Below are 19,108 nucleotides of genomic sequence, written 5' to 3'. Positions count from 1 at the left end.
TAAGTTTATCGACAATCCTAACGTTTAATTCCCGTATTCCCGTTGAGTTAGAGCAATAAATCAGGTAAACTATCGTCCCGTCTTTGATAGCTAATCTTCTTCAATTTCTGACCGCACTTTTGTGAAATGTCTAGCAAGATGATTAGCTATAATCATTTATATCCCAACAAAGAATTAGGTTCCCTATGGCTACAAATTATATTTTCGTCACCGGCGGTGTTGTGTCATCGTTAGGTAAAGGCATTGCGGCGGCATCATTGGCGGCAATTTTAGAAGCACGTGGTTTAAACGTTACGATTATGAAACTTGATCCCTATATTAACGTGGATCCAGGAACGATGAGCCCGACCCAACACGGGGAAGTGTTTGTGACACAAGACGGTGCGGAAACCGATTTGGATTTAGGTCATTATGAGCGTTTTATCCGCACAAAAATGACAAAACGCAATAATTTCACCACCGGTAAAATTTATTCGGAAGTGTTGCGTAAAGAACGCCGTGGTGATTATCTCGGTGCGACCATTCAAGTGATTCCGCATATTACCAATGAAATTAAAGATCGCGTGATTGCCGGCGCACAAGGGCATGATGTGGTTATCGTGGAAGTGGGCGGAACAGTCGGGGACATTGAATCCTTACCATTTTTGGAGGCGTTACGCCAACTTGCCGTACAAGTGGGGCGTGAGCATACGTTATTTATGCATTTAACCCTTGTTCCTTATATCCCGACCGCCGGTGAGGTAAAAACCAAACCAACCCAGCATTCAGTAAAAGAATTATTGTCTATCGGGATTCAGCCGGATGTATTAATTTGCCGCTCCGATCGTATGATTCCGCCAAATGAACGGGCGAAAATTGCGTTATTTTGTAATGTACCGGAACGTGCGGTGATTTCGTTAAAAGACGTGAATTCGATCTATCAAATTCCGGCATTACTGAAATCGCAAGGTTTGGATAGCTTTGTCTGTGATCGTTTCCGTTTAAATTGTCCGGAAGCGGATCTTTCCGAATGGGAACAAGTACTTTATAAACAAGCTAATCCGGTGGGCGAAGTCACGATTGGTATGGTGGGTAAATATACGGAATTGCCGGATGCCTATAAATCAGTGAATGAAGCGTTAAAACACGCGGGCTTGACCAATCGTTTATCGGTGAACATTAAATACATTGATTCACAAGATGTAGAAACCAAAGGCGTAGAAGTGCTCAAAGGTATCGATGGTATTTTGGTTCCGGGTGGCTTTGGCTATCGTGGCGTAGAGGGGAAAATTCGTACGGCGCAATACGCACGTGAGAACAACATTCCTTACCTCGGTATTTGTTTAGGGATGCAAATTGCACTGATTGAATACGCACGTAATGTGGCGGGGCTAACCAAGGCAAATTCTTCAGAATTTGATCGTGATTGCGAACAGCCGGTAGTAGCATTAATCACGGAATGGCAAGATGCCGAAGGCAATACGGAAGTGCGTTCCGACAAATCTGATCTTGGCGGTACTATGCGTTTAGGGGCGCAACAATGTCATTTGGTAGAGGGTAGCCGTGCACGTGAATTATATGGCGCAGAAACCATTGAAGAACGTCATCGTCATCGTTATGAAGTGAATAACGTCTTACTTCCGCAAATTGAAAAAGCCGGATTAAAAGTAACAGGTTTATCTGCGGATAAAAAGCTAGTGGAAATCATTGAAGTGCCAAATCACCCTTGGTTTGTGGCATGCCAATTCCATCCGGAATTTACCTCCACACCACGTGATGGACACCCGCTATTTGCCGGTTTTGTTAAAGCGGCTTACGAAAATCACAAAAAATCAGCTTAAATAGTATTTTGAGGATCATATTGGGTTAGGATGAGCGCCTAGCCCATTTTTTTTCGATATAGCTACAGGTTGGATGGAGTTCTAGCTGTTTTTCAGTGATAAAGGTGACTAAGGCTTGATAAAGTTTATCTGCGATTCCTTGCCCTCGAAGCTGGTTTGATACAAAGGTGTGATTGGCGTTAATTTTCTTTTCTGTTTCGTAGAAGTAAGTGAGCTTGGCAATTTTTTCACCCTGTTCATTTAAAATAAAAAACTCACCTTGTTGATGAGATTCTTGGTGATGAATTTTCATTTTGATCTCCATTCTTCGCTTAAATTAGGGTCTGTTGCAAAATCAGCAGTATCACTTGGGATAGCTTTTTCTTCTGCTGCCCATTCACCAAGATCGATGAGTTGGCAACGCTTGCTGCAAAAAGGGCGAAACGGACTTTGAGTGGTCCAAATAACCGCTTTCCGACAAATTGGACAAGGTACTTCAATGATTTCTTCAGACATGAATTGCTTCCGCTTGTTGTAAATAAAAACGGTGCAATTCTAGCACTTTTTGTTTTAAGTGCGGTAGATTTTCAGCGAGATCTTTATCATTGTTAATAATCTCCGTAGCCCATTTTAAACGTTCTGTTCTGCTTACTTGTGCATTCATAATCCGTTGAGTTTGCTCAAGATTATTTTGATCTCTTTTCATCGCACGAGTCAGCTGTGTTTGCGGGGTGACATCAATGACGAGTATTCTCTGGCAAAGCTCAGTAAGGTTATTTTCAATAAGAAGCGGTACAACGAAAAGCGTATAGGGAGCGGTTTGGGCGGAAAGTTGTTCCAACATCGCTTCTCTAATCGCCGGGTGAAGCAAGCCATTGAGCCAATTTTTTTCCGCTTCGTTAGCAAATACCTGTTGACGTAATGCGGATCGGTTGAGCTCTCCATTTTCTAGTAAAACAGCCTCGCCAAAATGCTCGACAATTTGTTCAAGTAAAGGCGAGCCTTTTTTTACCACTTCGCGTGCGATGATATCGGCATCTACGATGGGAACGCCAAGATCTGAGAATAAATGGGTAATGGTACTTTTTCCGCTACCGATACCACCGGTGAGCCCTACAATATAAGTCATGGCAATCCTTTATGAATAATAATTGAATACCCATACTACAAAAGTTGAGAAACAGAGGAAAGGTGCAAAAGGTAAAAATGCGTTTCTTTTTTGGTAAATGAGGGCAAATAGAATACCTAATGAGCAGGCAGTTAGCAGAAAAAATGGTAGATATACTAAAGGTAGGTAAGTACCAAGCGCAAGGGCAAGCCAATAATCCCCTTGCCCGAAAGCTTCTTTTTTATAATACCATTTAGAAATCCAATAAATGCCATAAAAAATAAGGAAAAAACCGACCGAACTTTGTAGGCTTTCTTCTAATGTTAAGGGAGAAAGAGATTGAGATGCACCGATTAACCCTAGGGCGGTTAACCAGAGGCAAGGCGAGGGAGAAATGAGTTGATATTGCCAATCGAGATAGGCTATTGCCCAAAGCAAAATGATTGTGCAACCAAGCCATAAAGCCAAAAGGGGATTTTCGGTCAATTTGATTAAACAAGTGAAGAGTATTCCACAAAAGAAAAAATACTTGGAAATATGACCGCACTTTTTACCTTGAATAGCGGCAGAACTTGGCCGGAATACAGGAGGATGTTGGGGGAATACTTCAATATATGTGTTGTAAATATCCGTTTGTAAACGTTCAATAAAACCTGAAATATAAAACCATAAGAGAATACCGAATATTCCACCAAGTAAAAAGGAAGAAAATAAAATCATTGTACGACTGAGCCCATATTAAAAATGGGTAAATACATTCCCATCATAATGATACCGATGAGGCTACCAATAATCACCATCATTAAGGGCTCTAGCATTTGGGAAAGGAGATCAATTTGATGGTTGAGTTTTTCTTGATAGCTTTCGGAAATATATTGTAGCATCAAGGCAAGTTTGCCACTTTTTTCACCAATTTGGAGCATTTGTTGGGCTTCCATCGGAAAAAGATGGCTACTGACGCTCTCTGAAAAGCAATAGCCTTGTGAAACCCATTGTAAAATTGAGCGCACTTCAGTATCAAGAATGTGATCATTTATGGTGGTTTTTGAGCTTTTTTGCCAAGTGTGTATGTGCGGTAGAAAACTATTTAACGCTTGGTTAAGTGGAACACCGGAGTGCAGCATAATATTCAAACTTTGGCTAAAATTTACCAAACGGGAGAGATACTGAATGTTGCCAAAAATAGGTAGGGTAGAGATTATTCGTGCTTTTTGCTGCTGAAACCATACTAAATGTTTTAATTTTAGTTGATAAAGCAGAATGGAGACTAGCGTAAGACATATAACGATCCCCATGTCTTCTTTAAGAAAATGAGATGTACTAAGCAACAGAGACGTTAAAGGTGGTAACTCGGCGTGATTACCTTGATACATTTCGGCAAATTGTGGCACGATAAAAAGTAAAAGTGCAAGGGTAAGCAACAAAGAAATTCCTAATACCATGGAAGGATAAAGCATAATTTTTTGTAATTTACGTTGTAATGCGAGGGATTTTTGACGATGTGTGGCAATTTTTCCACAGACAATTGCCAGTTTTCCTGTCATTTCACCCACTTGAATTAGTTGAATTTCTTGCTGAGTAAGATATTTTCCTTGTTGCTCAATACTTTGAGAAAAGGATAATCCTGATTCAATGGCGTGTAAAAGTTTTTCTAGCCAAGAATTTAATGAAAGTTGAGTACAATTCTGCTGTAAAATTTGTAAACTATTTTTGAGAGGAATAGCCGATTGTAGAAGAGTGGCAAGTTGATTCAATAATGTACTAATTTCCGTATTTTTCGGTTTACTATTGAGTTGCCAATTCCGTTTTAATTTAATATTGGTAAGGCCACGATTCATTAATTGGAATTGGGCTTGTTGGGCAGACTCAGCAATGATCGAGCCTTTTTGTATTTGATTTAAGGCATTTTGTCCTTGGAAGTAAAAAAGTTTCTTTGTCATATTATTCCATACCTAAAACACGATAAATTTCTTCTTTATCGGTAATTCCTTGCTTGACTTTTTCCAGCCCACTTTGATGAAGGTTATCAAAATCCGTTTGATAGCCATTTTGTTGTCGATGTAAGAATTGATAAACACCAATTCGACCACGATAACCTTGATGACAATCACAGGAATCTGTGCGAAATTGACCGCACTTTTGGCAACATTTTCGTACAAGCCGCTGCGCAATCACCAACAATAAAGAACTTTCGATTTCATGTTGTTGGATTCCCAATTGTTGCAAACGTGAAATTGCTGAAAAGGCATCATTGGTATGCAATGTTGAAAGCACTAAATGGCCGGTTTGAGCAGCACGTAGTGCCATTGCCGCACTTTCTTCATCTCGAATTTCACCAAGCATAATAATGTCGGGATCTTGTCGTAAAAATGAACGTAGTAGGCGACTAAAATCTAATCCGATTTGAGGGTTTATTTGGCTTTGGATAATCCCCTCTAATTCTATTTCGATGGGGTCCTCTGCAGTCATAATGTGCTTATCAGGCGTGTTGAGCCATTGAAGTGCGGTATAAAGCGAGATACTTTTTCCACTACCTGTTGGACCTGTAACCAGAATCAAACCTTGAGGCTGACAGAGTGCCTGCTGAAATGCCTGTTGTTGTGATTTCGTCATTCCCAGTTGTGCAAAACTTAATTCTACCGGTTTATTTTGTTGTGCTCGAAGCACTACTTTTTCTCCCCAATGTGTTGGTAGTGTTGAAAGGCGAAAGTCAAGAATATCAGAAAAGGTTGTTTTAAATTGAAAGCGTCCGTCCTGTGGTAAGCGGGTTTCACTGATATCTAGTTTTGCAAGAAGTTTTAATCGGGAAATTAATCGATTCGCTAAATTTTTGCTAAGTGGGGATTGAGGTTGTAAAACACCGTCAATTCTAAATCGCACTTGGAAATAATTCTGTAAGGTTTCTAAGTGAATATCGGACGCATTTTTTTCTAATGCTGATTCAAAAATTCGATTTAGTAGCTGAATAACAGGTTCATCATCATTTTTTTCGTGATTCTCTTGTTCCTGATGATAGAAAGTCACTTGCTCTTCCACTTGCATGGTTTGTGGGGCAAGTTTTTGTAAAAGATCCTTGAGTTGAGCGGTATCAAGTAAAATGGGTTCTACCAATTTTCCACTGATAAAGGCAATAGTTTCACAAGCAGAAAGATTGGAAAGTGAATCAACACCAAGCCATAATCGGTTGTTGTCTTCCTTTAGAGGCAGAGCAAAGTAGCGTAAGAAAAGGGATTGTTGCTGTTGATTACGTTCCCATAAAGCGGGCGAGATGATAAAAATCTCGCCATTTTGTGCCATCGCTCGATGCGCATGAAGAGAGGCATAGTCCGTCATCTTGAACAAAATCCGGCTGGAAATAAAGTTGCATCGCCTGTACAGGTGGTTGACCAAGTTACGCCTCTGGTACTATCGCCACTTGCTGTAAGCGTATATTCTACCCCATCTAATGTCCCGTTACCGATAACAGTAATGGCACCGGCATTTGTATTAATACTTTTTACGTAGCCCTTTGCCGTGGTGATGTTAGCGGCAACACCATTTGAACCTCCGCTGCAATTGCTGGTTGCTCCTGTTCCATAAACACAAAGTTCTACGTCAGATTTAAAAGGTGCGGAGGCTTGCAGTAATTCGGACATTGCCGCCTTTTTGGTATAATTCTGGTAAGAAGGAATGGCGATAGTTGCAAGAATGGCAATGATCGCAATCACGATCATTAATTCAATGAGTGTGAATCCTTTTTTCAGTTTAGATTGAGAGATGATTTTCATTGGTTTTCCTTATAAATGTAGGTTAAGCCAATATTGGCTAGAGCATTGTGTGGAAGGAAAAAAACTTTGTAAATTTGACCGCTCTTTTTGTGCGAGCCTGATCGTAAAAATAGGAAAAAATCATGAAAAAACAGAAATGTATTGAGCAAGGTTGGCTGACTGATTGCCGGCAAATATCTTCTCCTCATTTTGATGAACGTTTGGATTTAGATGATATTTCGTTGTTGGTCATTCATTATATTAGTTTACCGCCGGAACAGTTTGGGGGAGGATATATTGACGATTTTTTTCAAGGTAAGTTAGATCCCAAACTTCATCCCTATTTTGAGGAAATTCATCAAATGCGGGTATCGTCCCACTGTTTGATCGATCGTCATGGTGTGATTACACAATATGTGAATTTTAATGATCGGGCATGGCATGCCGGTGTTTCCTGCTTTGAAGGGCGAGAAAGATGTAATGATTTTTCCATTGGCATCGAGCTTGAGGGGAGTAATGAACAGCCTTTTACTGAGGCGCAATATCAAGCGTTGATAGCACTGACAAAATGTATTATGGCGGCTTATCCAAAGATTACTCAAGAGCGTATTGTTGGACATTCAGATATTTCACCGGGGAGGAAGATCGATCCCGGTCAATATTTTGATTGGGATCGTTATTTAAAGGAGGTTAAATCTTCGCTTAAAAAATAGACACGCCATTTTGTGATGTGATACATATAATAATTATTGCGCTGGTTTTTATTTAACTTATTGAATTATAAGGATTTAATATCTTTATGAGATTTTAATTGTCAATGTGGGTGAAGTTATCCAATATTATTGGTTTTTCCAACCACAATTTTATCCACAGAAATATTGAATAACTCATAAGGTTGATCGAGACTTAGCATTTTTTATGATGTTCTTTTTATAATGAATATTTTTCAACCGCACTTTGTCGAAATAAAGTGCGGTTTCTTTTTGGTAAAGATCAGGTCGGGTGAAAAATCATCAATATTTGATGAAATAAAGGAGAAAAAGGATCCTTATATGTTTTTACACAATTTTATTAAGGATTATTCCTTGGTTAATCACAACTTTATCCACAGATCCTTGTTTGCTGAACCGTCTCAAATCTCCGCCCCTTCGGTTGATAAAAACGGCAATTTGTGAAACAATCCGCAGATTATTTTTATACATAAAATTTAAGGTAGAGCGTAGAGTGGTCGATTTTGATGGCTATCGTCCAAATGTAGGGATTGTGATTTGTAACCAAAAAAATCAAGTTCTTTGGGCGAAACGCTGTGGGCAAAATTCTTGGCAATTTCCCCAAGGTGGCATTAATGATAACGAAAGTGCCGAGCAAGCAATGTATCGAGAATTGTATGAAGAAGTGGGATTGCAGCCGAAAGATGTACGCATTTTATACGTCTCAAAACATTGGCTGCGTTATAAATTGCCAAAACGTTTATTACGTTATGATAGTAAACCCATGTGTATAGGGCAAAAACAGCGTTGGTTTTTATTACAATTGGTTTCTGATGAAAAAAAGATCAATATGAAAGCCACAAAATCGCCAGAGTTTGATGGTTGGCGTTGGGTGAGTTTTTGGTATCCGGTACGCCAAGTTGTGTCTTTTAAAAAAGAAGTCTATCGTCGGGCCATGAAAGAATTTTCTTCCTTTCTATTTTCTCACGATAAAGATAGGTCGTCTGAACATTTTCAGGAACGGGATCTAAAATTCACCTCCTCTCATAAGTTGAATTATTCAAAACCTCTAAAACGTCCATTCCATAAAAGGGGATAAGCTATGCTGACTTTTATTATCATTAGTTTGCTGGTTGGCAGTGTTGTCGGATTTCTCGCCGGGCTATTTGGCATTGGGGGCGGTTTAATTGTGGTACCTGCATTAGTTTATTTGTTACCTATAGTTGGTGTGCCAGAACCCTTATTAATGTCAACCGCATTAGGGACATCCTTTGCCACGATTGTGATTACAGGGTTTTCTTCTGCACAACGCCATCATCAATTAGGTAATATTGTGTGGGATGCCGTAAAAATTTTAGCTCCTGTGATTATGATGACGGTCTTTATCTCCGGTTTATTTATTGGCAAGTTAGATCGTGATATTACGGCAAAGCTATTTGCCTGTCTTGTTGTTTATTTAGCCGTGAAAATGATCGTTTCCATTAAGCCTCAACCTGTTGAAGCGACAAAAACATTGACCACAAAATCATCCGTTATTGGCGGAATTTTAATTGGTATGGCATCCAGTGTTGCGGGTATCGGGGGAGGCGGTTTTATTGTGCCATTTCTAAATTCACGTGGAATTGATATTAAAAAAGCAATCGGTTCTTCTGCCTTTTGTGGAATGTTGCTTGGTATATCCGGTATGTTGAGTTTTATGGTGAGTGGCTGGGGGAATACCGCCATGCCGGACTATTCTCTCGGTTATATTTATTTGCCTGCCGTTTTTAGTATTACTGCAACATCATTTTTTACATCTAAATTAGGGGCAACTGCCACAGCGAAATTGCCTGTATCAACCCTAAAAAAAGGTTTTGCATTATTATTAATTGTGATTGCTATTAATATGTTTCTCAAATAAGGAAAATTATGAATCAGTATTTGCACCTTCCCCATTTTGATCCGAGTATTTTTACCCTTGGTGACAGCAATATCGGTTTACGCTGGTATGGTTTAATGTATCTACTTGGTTTCGTCTTTGCACGCTGGCTTGCTGTGCGGCGTGCCAATAAACCCAATAGCGGTTGGACGGTTGAACAAGTGGATACCCTACTTTTCAATAGTTTTATGGGGGTATTTTTAGGTGGGCGTATTGGTGACGTATTTTTCTATAATTTTGACCGATTCTTACAGGAACCGACCTATTTATTCCGCGTATGGGAAGGGGGAATGTCTTTCCATGGTGGATTAATTGGTGTAATTATTGCGATGATTTGGACATCCTATTCACAAAAACGTCATTTCTGGCAAACAGCAGATTTTATGGCACCATTAATTCCCTTTGGTTTAGGATTAGGCCGTATTGGCAACTTTATTAACCTTGAACTTTGGGGGCGTGAAACCGATGTACCTTGGGCGATGATTTTTCCAAACGATCCTCTTTTATTACCTCGTCATCCTTCGCAACTTTATGAGGCATTTTTAGAAGGTTTTGTTCTCTTCACATTGCTAAATCTTTTTATTAAAAAAACACGTCCTATGGGGGCTGTCGCCGGTTTATTCTTAGTGGGTTACGGTGTATTCCGCTTTATTGTGGAATATGTGCGTGAGCCGGAAGTGGAATCTTTCCTTGGCATAATGACCCGTGGTCAAGCCTTGTGTTTACCAATGATTATCGGTGGTGCATTGATTATGTGTTGGGCTTACACACGCAAAAGTGCGGTAAAAAATTAAGGAATTTTTATGAAACAATATCTCGATCTTTGCCGCCGTATTATTAAGGAAGGGGAATGGATTGCTAATGAGCGCACGGGCAAGCGTTGCTTAACGGTGATTAACGCTGATTTGGAATATGATGTAGCAAATAACCAATTTCCCCTTATCACCACGAGAAAAAGCTATTGGAAGGCTGCCATTGCAGAGTTTTTAGGCTATATTCGTGGTTATGATAATGCGGCAGATTTTCGTAAACTCGGCACCAAAACTTGGGATGCCAATGCCAATGAAAATACCGCATGGCTTGCTAATCCACATCGTAAAGGCACAGACGATATGGGACGTGTTTATGGTGTTCAAGGCAGAGCATGGCGTAAACCGAATGGCGAAACGGTGGATCAACTTCGTAAAATAGTAAACAATCTCACTCAAGGCATTGATGACCGTGGTGAAATCATGACCTTTTTTAACCCCGGTGAAATTGATCTTGGCTGTTTACGTCCTTGTATGCACACGCATACCTTCTCCCTTGTGGGGGAGACTTTGCATCTCACTAGTTACCAACGCTCTTGCGATGTTCCTTTAGGATTAAATTTCAATCAGATTCAAGTTTTTACTTTTCTTGCGTTAATGGCACAAATTACCGGAAAAAAAGCAGGCAAAGCCTTTCATAAAATTATTAATGCACATATTTATGAAGATCAACTGGAATTAATGCGTGATGTACAATTAAAACGCGAACCTTTACCACTGCCGAAATTGGAAATTAACCCTGATATCAAAACTCTTGAAGATTTGGAAACTTGGGTCACGATGGACGATTTTAGGGTGAGTGGCTATCAATCTCATGAGCCGATTAAATATCCTTTCTCAGTGTAGGGGGGAAAGTGCGGTCAGATTTTGATGAGAAATTTATGCGCTATGCCCTGAGTTTGGCGGATAAAGCCGAATGCTTGGGTGAAATTCCTGTTGGTGCAGTCCTTGTCGATAGCGAGGGAAATATTCTTGGAGAAGGTTGGAATTTTTCTATTACCGAGAATGACCCGACTGCCCATGCTGAAATTGTGGCATTACGTAATGCTGCAAAAAAAGTACAAAACTATCGCCTACTTAATACCACTCTTTATGTTACTCTCGAACCCTGCACCATGTGTGCCGGTGCGATTTTACACAGCCGAATTCAGCGTTTGGTGTTTGGTGCGTCTGATTATAAAACCGGTGCGGTGGGTTCCCGTTTTCACTTTTTTGATGATTATCAGATGAACCATAAGGTCGAAATCACTGGTGGCATACTTGCACAAGAATGTAGTGAAAAGTTGAGCGCTTTTTTTAAAAAACGTCGTCAGCAAAAGAAACAAGAGAAAATAAACTCCTCTAAAGATCTGTACTAAAAATAAATAGTCTCCAGCCAAGGATGGATTTCTAGTTAGTCAAAATTTAAAGTTGCCAATTGATCTCTGTCATGCCTTTATCACTTAAATATTGATTAGTTTTGGAAAAATGTTTACATCCGAAAAAACCACGGTGGGCAGAGAGAGGAGAAGGGTGGGGAGCGGTTAAAACACAATGGCGGGAGCGGTCAATTATGCTGCCTTTTTTCTGCGCATGGCTTCCCCAAAGTAAAAAAACTAAATTTTCACGCTGCTCATTGAGTGCAGCGATGACACGGTCAGTAAAGGTTTCCCAGCCTAAATTAGCGTGCGAATGGGCGTATCCACGCTCAACGGTCAAAACAGTATTGAGTAATAATACACCTTGTTCCGCCCATTTCACTAAATAGCCATTGTCAGGTATTTGAAAATCAGGGATATCTTGGCTTAATTCTTTGTAGATATTTAATAAGGAAGGAGGAATGGGGACGTCAGGTTTCACTGAAAAGGCAAGTCCATGTGCTTGATTTGGTCCGTGATAAGGATCTTGTCCTAAAATCACCACTTTGACATCTTCAAATGCCGTGTATTTAAAGGCATTAAATACATCTTCCTGCGGTGGATAAATCGTTTTTCCATTTTGTCTAGCAAGGTGAACTTGTTTTAATGTGTGCTGAAAATAGGGTTGCTCTTTTTCTTTACCGATAACATCAGTCCAAGTTTTCATAATGAATCCTATTAAAAGTTAATTGGTAATATTATAAATGAAATATGATTGCCTAGGTAGGATTGATTTATTTGAAATGTAATATTTTTGTTAATAAAAATATAATATTAGAGGATTGATTGATTGATATTTTGATTTACATCAAAATTTTAAAAATAGCTATAAAAAATAACTTGTTCTTTATCAAAAGAATTTGAAGTATTCAAAATTTTTGATAAAATTTGCACAGTTTTTATGATTATACAGATGCCAATTAGGAGGCTATTATGATTAAAGGTATTCAAATTACTCAAGCAGCGAATGACAATTTACTTAACTCATTCTGGTTATTAGACAGTGAAACCAATGAAGCACGTTGCTTATGTGCGAAAGGTGAATTTTCCGAAGATCAAGTGGTTGCAGTGAGCGAACTTGGTCAAATCGAATATCGTGAATTACCGGTAAATGTCGCACCAACCGTAAAAGTTGAAGGTGGTCAACATTTAAACGTAAACGTGCTACGTCGTGAAACTCTAGAAGATGCGGTAAACAATCCGGATAAATATCCACAATTAACCATCCGTGTTTCCGGTTATGCCGTACGTTTTAACTCTTTAACGCCTGAACAACAGCGTGATGTAATCACCCGTACTTTCACTGAAAGTTTATAATTTTATATCAAATAAGAAAAGCCCCGATTTTATCGGGGTTTTGTTCTTTTAGCTTGATGTTTTATTAAACTCTTTTACTAACTGAACCACAATACTTTTCTGAGAGTGGCTTAATCCTAACCAAGTCCTATCTAATTCATCCTGATTCCATTCTAAGTTATCCATACAATCGGCAAAGAAATAGCTCATTGGTGTTTTTAAAAAAGCAGCAATCGCAACGAGATGTGTCAAATTGATTTTGTTTGTACCACGTTCATAGCGAGAAAGTTGGGGTTGAGAAATATCCACATATTCAGAAAGTTTTTCAGCGGTAAGACCAAGCTCCTTACGTTTTTTCTGGATTCGCTGACCAACTAATTGATCTATCTTGCTTGGAACAAATTTTGCCATATCTTTACACTATAAATATTCAATAACTGCATATTTATAGTGATTTTTATGCTTGTAAGAAGGCTTATAAATGAATATAATGCCAATTGAAAATTCGTTTATGTTATATTTTCTGCTCTAGAGGTTAAAAATGAATAAATTGAAAAAAACTTGGAATTTTTTATTTGGCTTTAAAGGACGTATTGGAAGATTGCACTTTGCGATTTTTTTACTTTTTTTCATAATTTCACTCTTCGTGTTCAACACATTAGCTTATGTTTTTCTACAAGGATTGAATTCTCCTTCTACTATAAAAAATTTTAGTGTGTATGAGATTATTTTTTTCGCTGCTATTGTGCTAGTTTTAGTTGTTTTGGTCACAATTTTTAAATATTCGCATATTGTAAGACGTATACATGATTATGATAAATCTTTTGGAAATAGTGGATTAGGGATAACTATTGCTCTCCTTGAGATTATCGTAGTGTTCCTCTCTTTTGCTAGAAGCGAATATACGTTACTTTTAGGATTCATTTCGCTCATTTGTCTTACTTCACTTGTTTTTATAAAAGGAACAAAAGGGGAAAATCAATTCGGAGCAGAGCCTATTCCGTTTTGGAAAAAACACAACATCACACAAAAACAGGAGTAACATATGCGTAAGTTAGGAAAATTAATGCTTTTAGTATTTGGGGTCGTAGCTTCTAGCGTAGCTCTAGCAGATTGGGAGTATGCCACTAATATTGGAGAGTCAGACACGGGGGATGTGTTCTATACTCGCTGTTATTATGAAACTTTAGGTGGTTTTAAAGTTTCTATTGTTGTAAAAGGGTTTTGTCCTATGTCTATTGAGGTTGATCCGGAAAGAAATAAGTGGAGAAGAAGCTAATGAGTAGATTTACATCATCTCACATAACAGAAACTAAAATTATCATTCGTCCAAATAAAGGTGTGGATATTGGGGCTTTTGTAAATAAGTTAGTTGAGAATGGCTATAAATACTTAGAAGCTCAAAATGAAAAAGATCTATTTTTTTCAAGAGTTATTGAGTTAGCCGATCATTCTCAATATGAAATGGCAATAAAGCAAGAGTTAGAAGCACTAGTTTCAGGTCAATTTACAGAACTAACGATTGAATATGTTGATTTTGAAGGGAAAGCTATCAAACTTAGTTAAGTTTTGTTTGAAAAATATTTCACCAAAATAGCGATCTGATTTTTACATTTGCAATGTATGTTGAGCCAAATAATTAAAATTTGGCTCATTTCATTTTTATCCCCAGATAGACCGCATTCATCAAGAAAAATCGCGAAAAATCCACCGCACTTTCCTTTCTTTCCTAGCGATTCCTTCGCTTTTCAGGTACAATCCGCCAGTTAAATTTGTTGATTTTTGAGAACATTATCTTTTATGAAGAATATTCGTAACTTTTCTATTATTGCTCACATTGACCATGGTAAATCAACGCTGTCAGACCGTTTGATTCAAACTTGTGGCGGGCTTTCCGATCGTGAAATGGAAGCACAGGTGTTGGATTCAATGGATCTTGAACGTGAACGTGGCATCACTATTAAGGCTCAAAGTGTTACCTTAAATTACAAAGCCAAAGATGGCGAAACCTATCAATTAAACTTTATTGATACACCGGGACATGTGGATTTTTCCTATGAAGTATCACGTTCCCTTGCCGCTTGTGAAGGGGCATTATTGGTGGTGGATGCGGGGCAAGGTGTTGAGGCACAAACTTTAGCAAACTGTTACACGGCAATTGAAATGGATCTTGAAGTCGTACCAATTTTAAACAAAATTGACTTGCCTGCGGCAGATCCTGAACGTGTAGCAGAAGAAATAGAAGATATTGTGGGTATTGATGCGATGGAAGCGGTGCGTTGCTCGGCGAAAACCGGACAGGGCATTGAAGATGTATTAGAAGAAATTGTGGCAAAAATTCCTGCACCGGAAGGCGATCCTGACGCACCATTACAAGCCTTAATCATTGATTCTTGGTTCGACAATTATTTGGGCGTGGTGTCTTTAGTTAGGATTAAAAACGGTACGCTACGCAAAGGCGATAAAATTAAAGTGATGTCTACAGGGCAGGCTTATAACGTAGATCGCCTTGGTATTTTCACGCCAAAACAAGAGGATACCACGGTATTAAACTGTGGCGAAGTAGGCTGGGTCGTTTGTGCGATTAAAGATATTTTAGGGGCGCCGGTAGGCGATACCTTAACCCATCAACACCATCCGGCAAGCCATGTTTTACCGGGCTTTAAGAAAGTTAAACCACAAGTTTATGCGGGCTTGTTCCCCGTTAGTTCGGACGATTATGAGGCATTTCGTGATGCCTTAGGTAAATTAAGCCTCAATGATGCCTCATTATTCTATGAACCGGAAAATTCAACCGCACTTGGTTTCGGTTTCCGTTGTGGTTTCTTGGGACTTCTCCATATGGAGATCATTCAAGAACGCTTAGAACGGGAGTATGATCTTGATTTAATCACCACTGCACCAACAGTAATTTATGAAGTTGAAATGACTAATGGCGAAGTAGTGTATGTGGATAGTCCGGCTAAACTACCGCCGCTTAATAATATTTCCGAAATTCGTGAACCGATTGCAGAATGTAATATGCTCGTGCCGCAAGAATACTTAGGAAATGTGATTACGCTCTGTGTGGAAAAACGTGGCGTACAAACCAATATGGTCTATCACGGTAATCAAATTGCATTGACTTATGAAATTCCAATGGGTGAAGTGGTACTGGATTTCTTCGACCGTCTAAAATCCACCTCTCGCGGTTATGCTTCGCTGGATTATGGGTTTAAACGTTTCCAAGCCGCGGATATGGTGCGTGTCGATATTATGATCAATGGTGAACGTGTGGATGCCTTAGCCTTAATTGTGCATAAAGATAACGCCCAGTATCGTGGTCGTGAATTAGTGGAAAAAATGCGTGAGTTGATCCCTCGTCAACAATTTGATATTGCCATTCAAGCTGCTATCGGTAACCACATTATTGCACGCTCAACGGTGAAACAATTACGTAAAAACGTGTTAGCGAAATGTTATGGTGGTGATGTGAGTCGTAAGAAAAAACTTTTACAGAAACAAAAAGAAGGGAAAAAACGAATGAAATCCCTGGGTAATGTAGAAGTACCGCAAGAGGCATTTTTGGCGATTTTACATGTAGGTAAGGATAAATAAGGAACAGTATGTCTAATTTATTTTTCGTGATTTTTTTAGCGGTAGGCTTTGGTATTTGGAAAGCGTTGGATTATTTCCAATTGCCCAATACGTTTAGCATTCTATTGTTGATTTTGACCGTACTTTCCGGTGTGTTATGGTGCTATCATCGTTTTGTTGTTGCGCCTAAACGCTATCGTCAAATCCTCCGTGCGGAACAACGTTCAGGTCAAGCTCTGAGTGATGAGGAAAAAGCCAAAATTGAACCCATTTCGGAAGGTGCGGAGTTTTTGTCTTCACTGTTTCCTGTATTAGCTGTTGTTTTTCTTGTGCGTTCTTTTTTGTTTGAACCCTTCCAAATTCCTTCAGGATCGATGGAATCCACGTTACGTGTTGGCGATTTTCTCGTGGTGAATAAATATGCCTATGGTGTCAAAGACCCGATTTTCCAAAATACGATTATTGAAGGGGAGAAACCACAACGTGGTGATGTCATCGTATTTAAAGCGCCGGAACAAGCCTTACTCCGCACAGGATTAGGGGCTACCCGAGCCGCCTATGCGGAAAATTTAGCCTTAACCTCAAAAAATAATATGTCCGGTGTCGATTACATAAAGCGTATTGTCGGGCAAGGCGGAGACCGTGTCATTTTCGATATGGATCAAAAAACATTGAAGATTGTGTATGGTAAAGAAGGCAAACCTTGCGAAGTAAATTGTGAAAGTAAAGCGTTTGAATATAGTCAAAATCCAATGAATCCGGCATTTCCGAATGAACTGGAATTGACAGAAAAAGGTGATGTGGTACACAACGTGTTGATTAGCCCGTATCGCCGTTATAGCGGTCCTGAGTTTTATCCGCAAGAGGGCAATCCGACGGCAGAATGGGTCGTACCGGAAGGGCAATATTTTGTCATGGGTGATAATCGCGATCACAGTGATGACAGTCGTTTTTGGGGATTTGTACCGGAAAAAAATATTGTCGGTAAAGCCACTTATATTTGGATGAGTCTGGAAAAAGAACCAAACGAATGGCCGACAGGCTTGCGTTTTGAACGTTTCTTTACAGCAATTAAATAAGATGAATCATTTAGCTAGATTAGAGCGAAAAATCGGTTACCAATTTAAGGATAGTTCGCTCTTAAAATTGGCACTCACCCATCGGAGTGCTGCCATAAAACACAATGAACGCCTCGAGTTTCTGGGCGATTCCATCCTCAATTTCACCATTGCCGAAGCCTTGTATCATCAATTTCCCCGTTGTAATGAAGGTGAATTGAGCCGTATGCGTGCGACTTTAGTGAGAGAAAAAACATTAGCAGTGTTAGCTCGTCAGTTTGAACTGGGGGAATATATGTCGCTTGGTTCCGGTGAGTTGAAAAGTGGTGGTTTTCGCCGTGAATCAATCCTTGCGGACTGCGTGGAAGCAATTATTGGTGCCATGTCGTTGGATCAAGGCATTGTTCTCACAACACAAGTGATCCAAACTTGGTATAAAACTCTGTTGGCAGAAATCAAACCAGGTGACAATCAAAAAGACCCGAAAACTCGCCTACAAGAATATTTACAAGGTAAAGGGCTGGCGTTACCAAGTTATGAAGTCATTAATATTCAAGGTGAACCCCATTGCCAAACTTTCACCGTTGAATGCAAAGTGAAAAATATGGCTAAAATTGGCCGCACTTTTGTGGCGAAAGGCTCAAGTCGCCGTAAAGCAGAACAGGCCGCAGCAGAACAAATTTTAAAAGAACTGGACATCAAATGACAGAACAATTTGACAAAACCTATTGCGGCTTTATTGCCATTGTAGGTCGCCCGAATGTCGGGAAATCAACGCTCTTAAATAAAATTTTAGGGCAGAAAATCTCCATTACCTCACGTAAAGCCCAAACCACCCGTCACCGTATTGTGGGGATCAAAACAGAAGGGGCTTATCAAGAAATTTATGTGGATACCCCGGGGCTTCATATTGAAGAAAAACGTGCTATCAATCGTTTAATGAACCGTGCGGCAAGTAGTGCTATCGGCGATGTGGATCTTATTATTTTTGTGGTGGACGGCACCCATTGGAATGCTGATGATGAAATGGTGTTAAACAAACTTCGCAACGCGAAAGCACCGGTAGTATTGGCGATTAATAAGGTAGATAACATCAAAAATAAAGATGATTTATTGCCGTTTATCACTGAATTAAGCGGTAAATTTGATTTTGCCCATATCGTACCGATTTCTGCACAACGTGGTAATAATGTTCACGAACTGGAAAAAATTGTACGTTCAGCTTTACGTGAAGGTGTGCATCATTTTCCTGAAGATTATGTCACAGATCGCTCGCAACGTTTTATGGCATCGGAAATTATCCGTGAAAAATTGATGCGTTTTACCGGCGAAGAGCTGCCTTATTCGGTCACTGTTGAAATTGAACAATTTAAACTCAATGAACGCGGCACTTATGAAATCAATGGATTGATTTTGGTTGAACGTGAAGGACAAAAGAAAATGGTGATTGGCGCACAGGGGCAAAAAATTAAAACCATCGGTATGGAAGCCCGTGCGGATATGGAGCGCCTATTTGATAATAAAGTTCATCTTGAATTATGGGTGAAAGTGAAATCCGGCTGGGCGGATGATGAACGTGCATTACGTAGCTTAGGCTATATGGACGAATAAAAGTGCGGTTTATTTTCAGCCAGTTTTATGATGTAGAAAGCCGGTATTATGTCGCAGTGACTGAAACATGATTTAGGCGT

24 protein-coding genes are annotated in these 19,108 nt (G+C 39.4%); 15 read left to right on the top strand and 9 right to left on the bottom strand.

Features of this window, described 5'->3' with window-relative positions; genetic code table 11:
* Positions 1-185 precede the first annotated feature (185 nt).
* Positions 186-1,820, top strand: coding sequence for a glutamine hydrolyzing CTP synthase (pyrG, locus tag E4T92_RS01060; RefSeq protein ID WP_135093078.1), 1,635 nt, complete (start codon positions 186-188; stop codon positions 1,818-1,820).
* Between the two features lie 25 nt (positions 1,821-1,845).
* Here the strand turns inward: pyrG and E4T92_RS01055 are convergent, their stop codons facing one another.
* The 7 genes from E4T92_RS01055 to E4T92_RS01025 are packed head-to-tail and all read right to left on the bottom strand — an operon-like array spanning position 1,846 to position 6,674.
* Positions 1,846-2,112: a GNAT family N-acetyltransferase gene (locus E4T92_RS01055; RefSeq protein ID WP_135093077.1), complete on the bottom strand. Its 267-nt coding sequence runs from the start codon at positions 2,110-2,112 to the stop codon at positions 1,846-1,848.
* On the bottom strand, positions 2,109-2,315 hold the full coding sequence (yacG, locus tag E4T92_RS01050) for a DNA gyrase inhibitor YacG (protein ID WP_135093076.1): 207 nt from the start codon (positions 2,313-2,315) through the stop codon (positions 2,109-2,111). The genes E4T92_RS01055 and yacG overlap by 4 nt, the downstream gene beginning before the upstream one ends.
* Positions 2,308-2,928, bottom strand: a complete 621-nt coding sequence (gene coaE / locus E4T92_RS01045) for a dephospho-CoA kinase (protein ID WP_135093075.1) — start codon at positions 2,926-2,928, stop codon at positions 2,308-2,310. The genes yacG and coaE overlap by 8 nt, the downstream gene beginning before the upstream one ends.
* 9 nt (positions 2,929-2,937) lie before the next feature.
* Positions 2,938-3,627: an A24 family peptidase gene (locus E4T92_RS01040; RefSeq protein WP_135093074.1), complete on the bottom strand. Its 690-nt coding sequence runs from the start codon at positions 3,625-3,627 to the stop codon at positions 2,938-2,940.
* A complete protein-coding gene (locus tag E4T92_RS01035; RefSeq protein WP_135093073.1) occupies positions 3,624-4,847 on the bottom strand; it encodes a type II secretion system F family protein in 1,224 nt (407 codons plus the stop codon). Before E4T92_RS01035 ends, E4T92_RS01040 begins: the two co-directional genes overlap by 4 nt.
* Position 4,848: 1 nt before the next feature.
* On the bottom strand, positions 4,849-6,240 hold the full coding sequence (locus E4T92_RS01030) for a GspE/PulE family protein (protein ID WP_135093072.1): 1,392 nt from the start codon (positions 6,238-6,240) through the stop codon (positions 4,849-4,851).
* Positions 6,237-6,674 carry a prepilin-type N-terminal cleavage/methylation domain-containing protein gene (locus tag E4T92_RS01025; RefSeq protein ID WP_077542887.1) on the bottom strand — a complete coding sequence of 146 codons (438 nt, stop codon included), beginning with the start codon at positions 6,672-6,674 and terminating at the stop codon, positions 6,237-6,239. The genes E4T92_RS01030 and E4T92_RS01025 overlap by 4 nt, the downstream gene beginning before the upstream one ends.
* A 122-nt stretch (positions 6,675-6,796) precedes the next feature.
* On the opposite strand from E4T92_RS01025, the gene ampD reads away from it, so the two are divergent.
* The 6 genes from ampD (at position 6,797) to tadA (ending at position 11,448) form a co-directional block, all read left to right on the top strand.
* On the top strand, positions 6,797-7,366 hold the full coding sequence (gene ampD, locus E4T92_RS01020; protein WP_135093071.1) for a 1,6-anhydro-N-acetylmuramyl-L-alanine amidase AmpD: 570 nt from the start codon (positions 6,797-6,799) through the stop codon (positions 7,364-7,366).
* Between the two features lie 511 nt (positions 7,367-7,877).
* On the top strand, positions 7,878-8,462 hold the full coding sequence (rppH, locus tag E4T92_RS01015; protein ID WP_077542885.1) for an RNA pyrophosphohydrolase: 585 nt from the start codon (positions 7,878-7,880) through the stop codon (positions 8,460-8,462).
* Positions 8,463-8,465: 3 nt separating this feature from the next.
* Positions 8,466-9,263, top strand: coding sequence for a sulfite exporter TauE/SafE family protein (locus E4T92_RS01010; RefSeq protein ID WP_135093070.1), 798 nt, complete (start codon positions 8,466-8,468; stop codon positions 9,261-9,263).
* Positions 9,264-9,268: 5 nt separating this feature from the next.
* The gene (lgt, locus tag E4T92_RS01005; RefSeq protein ID WP_135093069.1) at positions 9,269-10,075 is read left to right on the top strand and encodes a prolipoprotein diacylglyceryl transferase; all 807 of its coding nucleotides are present in this window, start codon (positions 9,269-9,271) and stop codon (positions 10,073-10,075) included.
* A gap of 9 nt (positions 10,076-10,084) precedes the next feature.
* Complete coding sequence (locus E4T92_RS01000) at positions 10,085-10,936, top strand: thymidylate synthase (RefSeq protein ID WP_077542882.1); 852 nt, start codon at positions 10,085-10,087, stop codon at positions 10,934-10,936.
* A gap of 8 nt (positions 10,937-10,944) precedes the next feature.
* Positions 10,945-11,448: a tRNA adenosine(34) deaminase TadA gene (tadA, locus tag E4T92_RS00995; protein ID WP_347876294.1), complete on the top strand. Its 504-nt coding sequence runs from the start codon at positions 10,945-10,947 to the stop codon at positions 11,446-11,448.
* Between the two features lie 46 nt (positions 11,449-11,494).
* Here the strand turns inward: tadA and ung are convergent, their stop codons facing one another.
* Positions 11,495-12,154, bottom strand: coding sequence for a uracil-DNA glycosylase (ung, locus tag E4T92_RS00990; protein ID WP_077542880.1), 660 nt, complete (start codon positions 12,152-12,154; stop codon positions 11,495-11,497).
* Positions 12,155-12,420: 266 nt separating this feature from the next.
* Between ung and grcA the strand changes: the two genes are divergently transcribed.
* Positions 12,421-12,804: an autonomous glycyl radical cofactor GrcA gene (gene grcA, locus E4T92_RS00985; protein WP_077542879.1), complete on the top strand. Its 384-nt coding sequence runs from the start codon at positions 12,421-12,423 to the stop codon at positions 12,802-12,804.
* A gap of 48 nt (positions 12,805-12,852) precedes the next feature.
* Here the strand turns inward: grcA and E4T92_RS00980 are convergent, their stop codons facing one another.
* Positions 12,853-13,194, bottom strand: coding sequence for a helix-turn-helix transcriptional regulator (locus E4T92_RS00980; protein ID WP_077542878.1), 342 nt, complete (start codon positions 13,192-13,194; stop codon positions 12,853-12,855).
* Between the two features lie 130 nt (positions 13,195-13,324).
* Here E4T92_RS00980 and E4T92_RS00975 point away from each other — a divergent pair, with 130 nt between their 5' ends.
* The 7 genes from E4T92_RS00975 (at position 13,325) to era (ending at position 19,028) form a co-directional block, all read left to right on the top strand.
* Positions 13,325-13,825 (top strand): DUF805 domain-containing protein, encoded by a 501-nt coding sequence (locus E4T92_RS00975; RefSeq protein WP_135093068.1) that lies wholly within the window; start codon positions 13,325-13,327, stop codon positions 13,823-13,825.
* A gap of 3 nt (positions 13,826-13,828) precedes the next feature.
* On the top strand, positions 13,829-14,062 hold the full coding sequence (locus E4T92_RS00970) for a hypothetical protein (RefSeq protein ID WP_135093067.1): 234 nt from the start codon (positions 13,829-13,831) through the stop codon (positions 14,060-14,062).
* The gene (locus E4T92_RS00965; RefSeq protein WP_077542875.1) at positions 14,062-14,349 is read left to right on the top strand and encodes a hypothetical protein; all 288 of its coding nucleotides are present in this window, start codon (positions 14,062-14,064) and stop codon (positions 14,347-14,349) included. Before E4T92_RS00970 ends, E4T92_RS00965 begins: the two co-directional genes overlap by 1 nt.
* A gap of 234 nt (positions 14,350-14,583) precedes the next feature.
* Positions 14,584-16,380 (top strand): translation elongation factor 4, encoded by a 1,797-nt coding sequence (gene lepA / locus E4T92_RS00960; RefSeq protein WP_135093066.1) that lies wholly within the window; start codon positions 14,584-14,586, stop codon positions 16,378-16,380.
* Positions 16,381-16,388: 8 nt separating this feature from the next.
* Positions 16,389-17,438 (top strand): signal peptidase I, encoded by a 1,050-nt coding sequence (gene lepB, locus E4T92_RS00955; RefSeq protein ID WP_135093065.1) that lies wholly within the window; start codon positions 16,389-16,391, stop codon positions 17,436-17,438.
* A gap of 1 nt (position 17,439) precedes the next feature.
* On the top strand, positions 17,440-18,123 hold the full coding sequence (rnc, locus tag E4T92_RS00950) for a ribonuclease III (RefSeq protein ID WP_135093064.1): 684 nt from the start codon (positions 17,440-17,442) through the stop codon (positions 18,121-18,123).
* A complete protein-coding gene (era, locus tag E4T92_RS00945; RefSeq protein WP_135093063.1) occupies positions 18,120-19,028 on the top strand; it encodes a GTPase Era in 909 nt (302 codons plus the stop codon). The genes rnc and era overlap by 4 nt, the downstream gene beginning before the upstream one ends.
* Positions 19,029-19,108 lie beyond the last annotated feature (80 nt).

Source organism: Pasteurella sp. WM03, from assembly GCF_004570945.1.
Classification (GTDB): Bacteria; Pseudomonadota; Gammaproteobacteria; order Enterobacterales; family Pasteurellaceae; genus Rodentibacter.
The sequence above is the reverse complement of the archived record's forward strand: the minus strand, read 5'-3'. Positions and strand labels throughout refer to the sequence as shown.

What these genes read in the sequence shown, in the direction of transcription:
- pyrG (WP_135093078.1), top strand. Translation starts at nt 186, where the DNA reads ATGGCTACAAATTATATTTTCGTCACCGGCGGTGTTGTGTCATCGTTA.
- E4T92_RS01055 (WP_135093077.1), bottom strand. Translation starts at nt 2,112, where the DNA reads ATGAAAATTCATCACCAAGAATCTCATCAACAAGGTGAGTTTTTTATT.
- yacG (WP_135093076.1), bottom strand. Translation starts at nt 2,315, where the DNA reads ATGTCTGAAGAAATCATTGAAGTACCTTGTCCAATTTGTCGGAAAGCG.
- coaE (WP_135093075.1), bottom strand. Translation starts at nt 2,928, where the DNA reads ATGACTTATATTGTAGGGCTCACCGGTGGTATCGGTAGCGGAAAAAGT.
- E4T92_RS01040 (WP_135093074.1), bottom strand. Translation starts at nt 3,627, where the DNA reads ATGATTTTATTTTCTTCCTTTTTACTTGGTGGAATATTCGGTATTCTC.
- E4T92_RS01035 (WP_135093073.1), bottom strand. Translation starts at nt 4,847, where the DNA reads ATGACAAAGAAACTTTTTTACTTCCAAGGACAAAATGCCTTAAATCAA.
- E4T92_RS01030 (WP_135093072.1), bottom strand. Translation starts at nt 6,240, where the DNA reads ATGACGGACTATGCCTCTCTTCATGCGCATCGAGCGATGGCACAAAAT.
- E4T92_RS01025 (WP_077542887.1), bottom strand. Translation starts at nt 6,674, where the DNA reads ATGAAAATCATCTCTCAATCTAAACTGAAAAAAGGATTCACACTCATT.
- ampD (WP_135093071.1), top strand. Translation starts at nt 6,797, where the DNA reads ATGAAAAAACAGAAATGTATTGAGCAAGGTTGGCTGACTGATTGCCGG.
- E4T92_RS01010 (WP_135093070.1), top strand. Translation starts at nt 8,466, where the DNA reads ATGCTGACTTTTATTATCATTAGTTTGCTGGTTGGCAGTGTTGTCGGA.
- E4T92_RS01000 (WP_077542882.1), top strand. Translation starts at nt 10,085, where the DNA reads ATGAAACAATATCTCGATCTTTGCCGCCGTATTATTAAGGAAGGGGAA.
- ung (WP_077542880.1), bottom strand. Translation starts at nt 12,154, where the DNA reads ATGAAAACTTGGACTGATGTTATCGGTAAAGAAAAAGAGCAACCCTAT.
- grcA (WP_077542879.1), top strand. Translation starts at nt 12,421, where the DNA reads ATGATTAAAGGTATTCAAATTACTCAAGCAGCGAATGACAATTTACTT.
- E4T92_RS00980 (WP_077542878.1), bottom strand. Translation starts at nt 13,194, where the DNA reads ATGGCAAAATTTGTTCCAAGCAAGATAGATCAATTAGTTGGTCAGCGA.
- E4T92_RS00975 (WP_135093068.1), top strand. Translation starts at nt 13,325, where the DNA reads ATGAATAAATTGAAAAAAACTTGGAATTTTTTATTTGGCTTTAAAGGA.
- E4T92_RS00970 (WP_135093067.1), top strand. Translation starts at nt 13,829, where the DNA reads ATGCGTAAGTTAGGAAAATTAATGCTTTTAGTATTTGGGGTCGTAGCT.
- E4T92_RS00965 (WP_077542875.1), top strand. Translation starts at nt 14,062, where the DNA reads ATGAGTAGATTTACATCATCTCACATAACAGAAACTAAAATTATCATT.
- lepA (WP_135093066.1), top strand. Translation starts at nt 14,584, where the DNA reads ATGAAGAATATTCGTAACTTTTCTATTATTGCTCACATTGACCATGGT.
- lepB (WP_135093065.1), top strand. Translation starts at nt 16,389, where the DNA reads ATGTCTAATTTATTTTTCGTGATTTTTTTAGCGGTAGGCTTTGGTATT.
- rnc (WP_135093064.1), top strand. Translation starts at nt 17,440, where the DNA reads ATGAATCATTTAGCTAGATTAGAGCGAAAAATCGGTTACCAATTTAAG.
- era (WP_135093063.1), top strand. Translation starts at nt 18,120, where the DNA reads ATGACAGAACAATTTGACAAAACCTATTGCGGCTTTATTGCCATTGTA.